Consider the following 12,243-nt stretch of genomic DNA (forward strand, 5'->3'; position numbering starts at 1 on the left):
GAACTTCCGCCTCCCTTTTTCAGGGAGGCGGATTTATTATTTTACTTTAAGTAAACCATTTTCTTTGACTGAACAAAGTCACCTGCGGTCATCTTGTAGATGTAGTTACCGCTGGCTACTGCTTTTCCATTCAGGTCAAGCCCGTTCCAGTTTAATGTATGTGTACCGGCTGCTGCATTACCTGAGAACAGTGTTGCAACTTCCTGTCCGAGCATATCATATACTCTTATTGTTACAAGTCCGTCCTTCGGAACCTGGAACTGTACTGTGGTGTTCGGGTTGAAGGGGTTCGGGAAGTTCTGTTCAAGTACGTAATCCAGCGGAAGACCCGTTGGCGGTTCTTCATAACGGATCTCAACTTCAACTTTATCCATCTGTCCGTTGTTTTCATCTGCAACAATTATCTTTTCGATTATTATTGCTTCAGGATCATTCAACGCAAATGGAAGTTTTGCTAACATATATTCGCCTGCATCTATTGTTAATGCTTCAGGATCATATGTTAATGTTCTTAAAAAGTCATTAAGCTGATAGTAAAGTGCCTGATCAAATACTGATGTCATTTCCGTACCGCTTGGAATAAGTGATCCCATTCCATTCAACTCTATCTGAACGCCTTTTACTTTCTTTATCGATTCAATGCGGACTGTCATTCCATTGTTGGTTAAGTAGAATGTCAGTTTTGCATTCATTCCGGGGGTAAGTTTTTCAAATGAGTTGATGCTGATATCAAATGGACTACCAGCAACTTTATATACAGGTGTTCCGCTTGGATAGGTATTTGTAAGAACTATGTTCTGTAATACTGAAAGATCAAGTACGTTGATTACGCCATCAGGTACTGGCAACGGCTGACCAACTGTCCACGGAGCCAAATCTCCCTGCGTAAATGCTAAACCTGTTAAGGTTGTTCTTCCCAAGATGTGATCGATCATCAGCAAGATGTCAAGTATGTTTACCTGGTCATCAAGGTTAACGTCGCCGTAGAGACCACCTGAAGTACCATTACCAATATTAATTACTTCATCGGCACCGGTTGAGATATTAGCATTGATTACAGGTGTTGCTGTTGCGCCAAGTACATTTTCCAATCCGTTTGTTGTTGTTGCACTTGGACCGGTAATGTCAACTATATCAAATGCAAATTTTGCTATTTCCTGTGTACCGAATGCCGGCTGAATAGAGTTTGTTCCGTTGCCAACGATGACGATTTTTACTCTGTCTCTTGATGATCCGTCAGGCAATGTAGGACCGGGATAGATCTCATAACTGAAGTTGAATTCAGGAGCTGTTATTGCTGCGCCTCTGCTAACTGATCTTAAGATCAATCTTCCGTTTGATTTACCTACAACGATATCAAACTGTAATGCTTTCATCGGCTGACCGGTATAACCTTCAAGTACTACCGCATCAGGGTTATTTTCTGTTCCATCTAAAAGATTTTGTGATGCATTAACAAATCTTAACAACCCGCCCTGTGTCTGACCTGTACCGCTTAAAGGCAATACTGACGGTGAACCTGCTGCATTGTGTGTGAAGGTAAGATCACCGCTTACAAGTCCTGCTGCTGTTGGTGTAAAGGTTACGTTGAACAACTGGCTGCCGCCTGCTGCTATGTTTACAGGGAATGTACCTGGTGCAAATGTAAACACACCGTTTGATGAAACGATATTGCTTATTGTTAACTGTGCATTACCTGTGTTGTTTACTGTTACAGGAAGTGTTGATGTTCCGCCTACAGATACGTTGCCGAAACTGAGTGATGCTGCACTAAGTCCGAATACAGGTGCTGTTGTAAAACCGCTGCCTGTTAATGAATATACGTTTGGTGAACCTGCTGCATTGTGTGTGAATGTTAATGTAGCGTTCTGCGTACCTGCTGCTGTTGGTGTAAAGGTTACGTTAAATACAGCGTTGCCGCCTGCTGCTATGTTTACAGGGAATGCGTTCGGTGCAAATGTATACTGTCCGTCTGATGAAACGATATTGGTAAGTGTTAACTGTGCATCACCTGTGTTGCTTACTGTTAAAGGTAATACAGCGTTGCCGCCTATGTTAACTGGCCCAAAGTTTAATGATGCTGGGCTTACTCCGAATATCGGGGCAGGTGTATAACCAACACCGCCTACGTTATAAACCGTTGGTGAACCGGGTGCATCGTGTGTAAAGGTTAATGTTCCGTTCTGCGGTCCGTTTGCTGTTGGGGTAAAGGTTACGTTGAATACCTGGTTTAAACCTGCTGCTATTACTACAGGGAATGTACCTGGTGCAAATGTAAACTGTGCATCTGATGATACTATGCCTGTTATGTTTAAGTCTGCGTTACCTGTATTTGTTACTGTTACAGGCAGTGTTGCATTGTTACCTAAGTTCACTGTTCCAAAGGTTAATGATGCAGGTGCTACTGAAAATACAGGCCCTACTACAGCAGGCGCTATATTTGTATATCTCATTGTTACAACACCAATACCGCTGCTTACAAATGCCGGCGGTATTGAATAGGTTCCGCTGCCTGTAAGAAATCCGCTGTTAAATAGTACGCCACCGAAGTTATCTGTAATACGTATCTCTGCGCCTGTGGGTAGTGCATACTGCAGTTCAAATGTGGTAGCGCCTGTTGCTAACTGCCATTTAATTGTATGGGCTACATCGCCTGAAAATGGAAATGCTGCTGCAGGACGGTAGTCTCTCCACGTTCCGGCTACGGTGCCGTAAGGGGTAAGATCCCATCTTGCATCGTATGCGCCTGCTGGTGGAGGAGGCGGAAGGATGCTTTCGCCAAGTGTAACATCAATACCGTTGGTTGCCGTCTGGTCAAGGCCTACTGCTAGTACCTGCGTGTTAGGTCCGTTGACTGCGGTTATTGGAATGTCTATCTGTGCCTGTCCAAATGCTGCTACGCTCAGTATCAGCACCAGGCTTAAGATCGATAAAACTTTTTGCATAACACACCTTTCGATAAAATGAGTGAAGAAATGTATAATTATATATATGTACTCCAATATATAATTGGAGTTCCGTACCCCTCAGTACGGAACTCCGTGTTCTGAACGAATTACTTAAGTAACATCATTTTCTTTACTGAACTGAATTTCTCTGTTCTTAACTCATAGATGTAGAGACCGCTTGCAACATCTCTTGCATCCCAGCGGTATTCGTACTGACCAGCCTGTAACTTGGTATTAACAAGTTCGGTTACTCTCTGACCCAGTGCGTTGTAAATTGTTATTCTTACATTTTCTACATCTTCAGGTAATGAGAACTGAATTACTGTACTTGGGTTGAACGGGTTTGGATAGTTCTGCTCAAGTGCGTATACGTCCGGAATAATATTTTCCGATATTCTCAGCTTGCTTACCTGGCTGTTACTAATCTTTATTTCTTCTCCCGGTTTTAGTCTTGCGCTGACTAACTTACCTGTTTCATCCTGAAGTTTAATATTTACGTTATCTATTTTAAGAGTAACAGGATAATTCATTCCTCTTAATTCAATTGTCTGTTCGCCTGACTTAAGATCTTCAGCGACTCTATGGCTGCTGAATCTTGCATCGAATGCACCCGTTGGAGGCAACGGAGGCATCTGGTAATGATCAAGATTTACTTCACCATCAATTGTGTAAAGAGTAAAGTTTTTACCTGTTGCATCTGTAACGGTAATTTTACCCCAGGTGCTCTTATCATCTTGTTTAGCAATAGTACCACTGCCATCTATCACAGCCGGCACATTGATAACACCTGCACCTGTAGTTAATACCCAGTATCCATAACCGGGTTCAAGGTTTGTTGGATTATAATAAGCACCGTTCCAACCGTAAATAGTTCCCGGAACGATTAATCCCGGAGGTGTGGTTGATAAACTTCCAACAGGAATACTTTGGTCATAACCACCAATCATATTCCATCCATTGATAATCGCAATAGGATCATGTGCTACAATCTCAATTCCACCCGCAGGCCATTCATCACCGGTGTTATAGGTTTGAGCACCGGTATGAAGCATCCAGTAACCTTCGCCAGGATCGGTTGTGGCTACTGCAGAATAAGAGCCATTCCATTTATAAACATCTGCTAATGGATTTCTGTTCGGCCACCAGGTACTTACATTCTGATTTGTTGGATGTAAGCCAGGGGCTGAGGTCATGTTCCAACCATCCGTGACATTAACTGAAAGCTGGAATGTTTGAGGACCAGTTGGAAGATTAACTGAACGCATTATCCATGCAAATTCATCAGGTGTGATTACCAATGGACTCCACAATGTTGTATCTGTGCTTCCTTCAAAAAAGCTTCTTCCAGGTACAAAACCTGTGGCATGGGCACCACCTGGATATAATATTCCAATTGGCATCTTAATAGTGATCCAATAATCTGAACCAGCTGCAATAGTAGGTGCATCGTTACCGAACGGGAAGTGAATATAATCTCCACCCTCACCGGCAGCTAAGTATGCATCACCATTATATATTTGTGTATAAAGAACAGCACCGGGTGCAAGTGTATCTGTACCAGCTGCTCTAACCTGAATAATTATATCGCCTGATGTAACAGTTTCTGTTCTGCAAATGAAATCAACACCACCCAACTTAGATTCTGTTGCATTCGTAAAACGAACACCTGCTTTAAATTGTGTGGTTGCTGATCCCCATCCGATATACGTGTCAACTAAATTATCTCCACGATCATACAGAATCCTGCTGTATGTATCAGGATAAACTCGCATACGGAATTGTTTTGCATTATTTCCCGGGATTTCATCATTAACTACCGTAATAGTACCTGAAGTAACAAATGTACCACGATCTGATGGTACGAAAGTTAAATTGGCAGTATGATTACTTCCTGAGTTTACTGTAGGACCTGAATAAGGTGTCTGTGATACTCCACTAACATCCCAATTCAAGTTATATGATGCAGCATTTGCACCAAGGTTTGTTATCAATGCCTGCAGATCAACATTAGCAAGCAGATCTGTAAGTGATGGAGTTACACCCGGAACTATCACTGTATTATTTGCATTCGAAGAGCTAACTCCAACTGATGACGGATTTAATTCAAGATTATATTTTTTACCATTAACGAGTGTCTGCTTGTTCATGGAAACATTATAATCGCTGAAGTTCTGTCCGAATCGTGGTGTTGGTAAACCGGAAGTTTGTGTGAAGCTTGTAAAAGCAAGATCAACATCCGGCTGTTCGATGATCGTGATCTCATCAACATTCAAGTACCATTCATCTGCGTCAGAATAGCAGTTGAAGCCGAAATAATATGTTCCTGTAGCAGGAGCTATATACTCTGCAATTCTTAATTCATAAGCTGCGTTTGTAAGCGAGGTTCCGCCTGCATTATCCCAAATCGTTGTGGTTTGCCCAGCAACATTTGGTGCAGTACCTACCGTAACTTTTAATTTTTCAGGATATGAACCTGAAGTATTCTGGTAGAACGAAACGTAATACTTTTTACCACTTTCAAGTGCAAAGCCTGGAGTTATCATCCATGCATTAGCTGCATTTGTAGAGTTATAAGTATATCTCATATTACCCAACCCGGCATAAGGAGCCGATGTAGATCTTTGCCAATCATTTCCTGTCCCGGCATTTATTCTCGTCCAGCAAGTTGGCGGGAATAATGTACCGTCAAATGTTTCAGCAAATGGTAATGGAGAAAGACCACAAACTGTAGTAGCGTTTGCATCAAGTCCGGTTGAATAATCAGTACCGTTGTATGAGAACGCTCTGTAATAATATGTAGTTGAAGCTGTTAAGCCTGTATGGTTAACAGGAGAAGTAATACCGTTTGATAGAAGTGTACCACCTGCGAAAGGCTGACCAACTGCTGGCGGAGTTCCGCTAGGTCCGGTAAACGTACCGGTATTGTTCCATACTATAACTACATTGTTGTTGCTCGGGTTTGTTGTGAATGCAAGATCAATCTGTGTAGTACTGAAAGCACTTGCGCTGAATGAACCCGGATTAGCAACTGAAGGAGAACCAAGATAAACGTTATCGATATCAACATAATAATCACCATTAGCCCAAACACAATTAAACCTGATGTAAATTGCATTACCGCTGTAAGCACCAAGGTTAACTTGTTTATTTACAAAAGCCAATGAAGTAACATGATTTGTGCTGTTGATACTTTGAACTGTCGTCCAGTTAACGTTATCGGTTGATACCTGAACATTGATAGAATCGCCGACACCATAAACTGTTGGTGTGGTTGGATAACCTGACCAATCAACGATTCTGTAATCATATTCTAACTGAGTATTAGCTGCTGCTGGTCCAACAAATGGTGCTCGTCCAATCGCTGAAGTTACAGAACTGTAAAGATTTCTTGATAAACCATTTGACCCTGCTGTACCATGATTTGCAATTACTGACATTGTACCAGTCCAACCAGATGGTAATGTAGTGCCAGCATTGAAGTTCTGGAAGTAAGGCAGGCTGAATAGAGTTGTTGCATTAGTAGTAACACCTGATGAATAATAATTAGTGGCTACTTCTGCAGAGAACACTTTGTAATAATAAGTTGTACCAGAAGTTAACGATGTATGGTTGAATCCGCTGGCTGAACCATTGTAAACAACTGTTCCACCGCCGGTAACAGGATCGTTAACTGCATAAGCTGTTCCGTTAACAGGAACACCAAATGTGTTAACTGAATTTGTTACAACCATTACATTATCATTATTTGCATTTTTAATCCACGCAAGATTGATTTGGGTACCACTTACCGTTGTTGCGGTTACTCCTGATGGGTTAACAACTGATGTGGTTGCATTAGCGGTTACACCAGGAGAATAGTTTATACCTGAATTTGAAAATACCTTATAATAATATGTTGAGCCTAAAGTTAATCCTGTATGATTTGCAGGTGAGGTTAGTCCAACATATAATACTGTACCTCCAGCAAATGGCTGACCAACTGCCGGTGGTGTACCTGATGGAGCAGTAAATGTTCCTGTACTATTCCATACTATTACGACATTATTATTCGCTAAGTTTGGTGTAAACTGAACATTTATGTTCAATGCACCTGGAATTGCGGCAACATCTGTTGGATCATCAACTGATGGTGGAGTATAGGTGTATTCATCTGCACCCATATCAGGAGTTGTTAAGCTTCTGGTTTGTCCGTCAAAATCAGTTGTTACTGCTGCAAGCGGAGTTCCGTTATTGCTTACTATGTCAAATAAAGGATCTATATGTAAATCTGTATTGGCAACAAATTTAGGATCAGCAGAAATACTGTTAGCATCCTGTAAACTAGCTGCTTGCCAGGTTGCCAAATCCGCATATCCAACGGCTGCAATCTGACCAACTAACTTAACCCCAGTACCAGTTGGGTTAACATATAAATCATTGTAATTACTAGCTTCAAGCTGAGTATTTGCAGTCTGAAGATAAACGCCAACTGAACCGTAACCGGTTGCACCAAGCAATCCAAGGTTGTTTACAATAATATTATTCTTTAAATCAGCAGTGCTTCCTGTTCCAAGTGTTAAACCAAATGAAGCAGCACTTGATTGATTTAATGTATTACCATAAAGATGAATTGAATTATTGTAAACCTTCACACCTGTTTGGGTGCCGAAAATATATAAACCATGAGTGTTATCACCCAATACTGAAGTATAACTCCATCCGTCACCGGAAAGATTATAAATCATATTATTTTTGATTAATATATTTGCATTGGTAACACCTGTGGATATAGCTGCACCATAACAACCATAACCACCAGTACCTGTATATTTTAATGTGTGAATCAAATTCGCATCTATTGTACTGTTTGTTGTACCTGTAGCAAACCAGATTCCTCTGTCATCTTCACTAGTAGCACCATCAAAATTTGCAATCGTGTTATTTCTAACAACTGCGCCATCGGCACCCTGAACATAAATACCTACATAGCGTACTGAATTTGCACCGCTTGTAGAAAGGTCGTTACCTGCTATCAATAAACCACTGCCGTTACCTGCTGCAACAAATGCATTGCAGTAAATACCGATATATGCTTTTTGAACGCTGTTGTTCTGGATGGTAATATTGTTAAAATATCCTGCTGTACCTGCAAGATCAGTAATTACTAAAGCAGAACTTGTATTAACACCGTTGATCAATGTACAGTTTTTAATTCCGCCGCCAACTAATGGTGTTGTGCCGCTTGAATTAAAACTTACAACCTGTGGAGTTGTTGTACTTGTATTTTCAATGGTGAGGCTTCTGTCTGTACCGCCAGAATTTGAACCATCAATAGTTACATAACTGTTTCTGATTCTGAATACCTGTGCACTTGCTGATGCGCCGGAAATACTTGCAGTTACACTTGTGTTAGGTCTTATTGTAACTGTATTTACTGCTGTTGGTAAACTTGCACTGATGATATTAACAACGATTGGTAAAGTTTCCGTTGTATATGTAGCATCAGTGAGTAAGAAAGTTGTTGCACCGCCAACACCGCGTAAGTTAAGATCATTAACTGCGGCTGTTATGGTTGCGTAAACTCCTTCTGTACCTGCAGGGAAATTAATTTCAGGATTTGTTGCTTTCTTTACATACAAATCACCTGTGTAAGGTTTACCATTTTCCATTGGTATGAAACTTATTTCTTCAACTTCTCTCATTTCATATCTTCCGGCAGGTTTGTCTGAAGATTGAGTAAGAGAATTTTGTTTTTCTGTAACAGGTGTTTCAACCCAAACTTCTTTCATTACAGTTTGAACTCTTCTTTCAAATGTAATATTACGTCCGGTTAAACTGTTAAACAGAGCACTTCCAACTGTGTAGGGACCTGATAAAGGAGCGTCAACTATTAAATAGCTACTTGGCGTAGTTGGTGGAGTTGATGCAGCCGGCGGGTTAGCTGTAAAACCACCTGCGCCCGCTGATGGGAATGCACCAACATTAGGTATTGTAGCACCGTCTTGAGCGACAACGTAGTATTCTACTAAATCACCCACGACAACACCGGCACCGAAACTGAATGTATAATCACTGCCGGCAACACCTGTTGGAGTTGAAGCATTCCATGAACCTGCATTAATTCTCCAGTAAAGATATGGCCAACCAGGAGCTGTTGTAGGTACACCACTTGGATCCACAACATTCACAACCAATGTTCTGGCTGAAGTAGAGTTCGTGGGACCTAAAGCTGTATAACTGATTGATGGTGCGCTCAGATCCAACGGAGGGAAATTACCTTCATCTGCACCAACATCAGGTGTTGTTGCATTTCTTAAGTTACCGTCAAAGTCATCTGTAATACCGGCAACGGGAATTCCACCACTTTCAATCTGGGTTGCAACTCCGGTGCTAATGTGCAGGAAGTTTGCGTTTGAACCAGTTGTGCTTAAGAAAGTCGGATTCTCTGTAAATGAATTTACATCTCTTGGAGCGACTCTTGTTTTAAATTCAGCAATTGTCTGATCTGAATTTGTCGCATCATAAAATATCAGATTATTAACCCCTGGTGTTCCAGCATAGAACAAGTTATTATTTGATGTGTTAGCATATGTAGTCAATGTTGTTGTTGTTCTTCTGTATGCTGTACTAAAACCAGTTGCACCAACTGGAGTAGAATTATTAACGAATATATTATCGATCAAATTCACAGTTGGGGTTGAGGATGCATAAAGTGCTGAACTTCCGAATAAAGCTCCTGTACTTGATGCGTTCAAATAGACTGTATTATAATAAGCATTGGTTGTTGTACCACCTGATATATACAAACCAGCAAGTGGTATTGCTGCATTAGCAGCAGGTGTTCTCAAATCACCTACTAAATTATTATAAACCGTGTTTGTTGTACCGCCGCCGATTTGAATACCATATAAAGCCGGGTTGGTACTGTTAGTTGAAATATCATATACTTTGTTTTTATAAACATTGTTTGTTGTACCACCTGAGATATAAATACCAACCAAGGTTCCACCCGTACCACCAGTTGTTCCAGTGCTGTTTAAAGCATAAACAACATTATTGCTGATATCTATATTACCTGTAGAACAATAAATTCCATACATTGATTCCCCACCGGCACCACCAGTATATGTGGAGAAATTATAAACCTGGTTGTTCTGAATAATTTTTGTTCCGGAAACACCAAATTCCCTGATACCATAAAGTGCACCGGTAGTTGGTGTCGAAAAATTTCTGAAGATATTATTTGTAACAGTAACGTTTACTGCGCTCGATAATCCGTAAAATCCATATACAGTACCTGTCGAAGCAGTATTTGTATAATTAATACCATCAACAGTGTTGCCGTTTGCTGTAAGATTTGTCGGGCTGGTGATCTTCAATCCATACGTAGTCCCACTCGCGCCTGTTCGAGTAATAGTAGTAATGTTATTACCATTCATATTTCCTGTAACAGGTGAACCCATCTCGATCATGTATGTACTAGTACCAGTTCCGGCCATAGTAATATTATTAACTGTGTTGTTATTAATATTTACTGTTGCTGCGGTTCCACTATTCAAAATTGCATAGAAATTTCCGGTAGAGAATCCTGAGAAATCACAATTCTGAAAAATATTATTGTTAATATTTATGGTATTTGATGCAGCTGTACTTCCCATTGCATTGTTAATACCATAAATGGTACTTGTAAAAGTACCAGTAGTCAAAGATAACGAAATAGTATTTCCAGCAACATCAGCACTTGATGAAGTACCAGTTGATAAAAATATACCATAAACTGTAGTTGTAGATCCGTTTACAGTTGAGCTAATATTATTGTTATTAACTTTTAAGCCATTTTGATAAATACTATAAATAGCTCTGGCAGAAACTGTTCCTCCACCAAAATTTGTTATAGTATTTGCACCGCCAACACCAACTTCATTGTTTTGATCATATAACGTGTATGGTGATGAAGCTGCAAAACCGCTAATTGAAATTGCGGAATAACAATTTGTGATAGTGTTACTGAAAAATTTGTTGTTGCTGTTAGCATCCGCCGGATCAGTTATAGTTAAAGATGTTGTAGCAGTTGCTATATGATTACCAGTATAAATACCAACAGAATTTGTATTGGCTTTGTTCAGAGTAATCACACAATTCTTTATGGTAACAAACTGACAACCGTTGAATGGAGCTGTTGAACTTGCTTTAACTAGAGCATAACCCCAGTCAGTATAAATTGTAGTATTTGCAGCATTCTCCTGCAGATCAATGCCGTCAAATGTAATATAATCACCGCCGGCAATTTTAATCATACCGTCGTATGCAGAAGCAACTGTCCATGCATAAGCAGTAATCAATGGATTAGCACCCACACCAGATTTTTGAAATATAATCTGATCCGTGAGTGTACCTGTAGCTGTGATTGTACCAGCAGTTTCTGATGTAAGAGTCTCTGTATAACCGGCAGCAACATTAAATGTTACACCCCCGGTTCCTACACCTTGCGTATTCAGATCTGTGATTGCTGCAGCTATTGTTGCATAATCACCGGGAATTGTTTTAGTTCCTGTTAACTGAGCATAAGCTGTTTGCGGGAATAAAAACATCGCAAGGAGAAAGACAACAGAAAGTAGTCCTAGAAATTTTTGTCGCATAGCACTCTCCTTAAATGAAATAAAAGATTGCTTAATTAATTAAAAAAATAATGACACTCGAAAACAACATTGATCATAGATGCTTGTTAAGCAGCTAAGGATCAAAGTTAAAACAAGAACCCAAACTCATAACTTTCCCTCACTGTTGTTAATGAATGATTGATTATAATAGAGTGGTATTAAGGTGTGACCCGATACGTTATGATCTGATTTAGTAAACTGAGAATCCCAAAAAAGCATATGAGTGAATGCCTGAAAATGAATAGTGAATAAAAAGAATTACGAATTATTCAGATCCTTAACAGTACTATTAACCAACAAACTTAATCTTTAGAATGACAACACAAGCATAGCATTGCAAACGAACGCAAGGACAAGTGAGTAACACGAACGATTTAGAACAAACGAATTTGTTAATGAATGAACACAAGCATAGCATCGCAAACGGAACTAGAAACAAATGGGCTGAGGAACGATTTATAACGAATATGTTAACTTAAGCATGACAACACCAGTATAACATCGCAAACAACATAGGCACAAGTGAGCAACACGAACTTATCGAACACCCGGACAAAAAATATTTTTCCCCTCTAATTGTATTGAACGGGGCACAATTATAATTTTTTGACATTTTAAAGTCAAAAGAAAAATCACTTTTGAAGATTAATTTTTAT

The 12,243-nt window shown here is 40.0% G+C and carries 2 protein-coding genes; both read right to left on the reverse strand.

All coding sequences use genetic code 11. The features are described from left to right. Nucleotides 1–41: 41 nt before the first annotated feature. On the reverse strand, nucleotides 42–2,945 hold the full coding sequence (locus IPM56_13925; GenBank protein QQS35335.1) for a choice-of-anchor D domain-containing protein: 2,904 nt from the start codon (nucleotides 2,943–2,945) through the stop codon (nucleotides 42–44). A gap of 110 nt (nucleotides 2,946–3,055) precedes the next feature. Next, nucleotides 3,056–11,566, reverse strand: a complete 8,511-nt coding sequence (locus IPM56_13930; protein ID QQS35336.1) for a hypothetical protein — start codon at nucleotides 11,564–11,566, stop codon at nucleotides 3,056–3,058. Nucleotides 11,567–12,243: the final 677 nt, after the last annotated feature.

It is taken from the genome of Ignavibacteriales bacterium, assembly GCA_016700155.1.
GTDB lineage: Bacteria > Bacteroidota > Ignavibacteria > Ignavibacteriales > Ignavibacteriaceae.

Coding starts and splice junctions, on each gene's coding strand:
- IPM56_13925 (QQS35335.1), bottom strand. CDS start 2,945: ATGCAAAAAGTTTTATCGATCTTAAGCCTGGTGCTGATACTGAGCGTA.
- IPM56_13930 (QQS35336.1), bottom strand. CDS start 11,566: ATGCGACAAAAATTTCTAGGACTACTTTCTGTTGTCTTTCTCCTTGCG.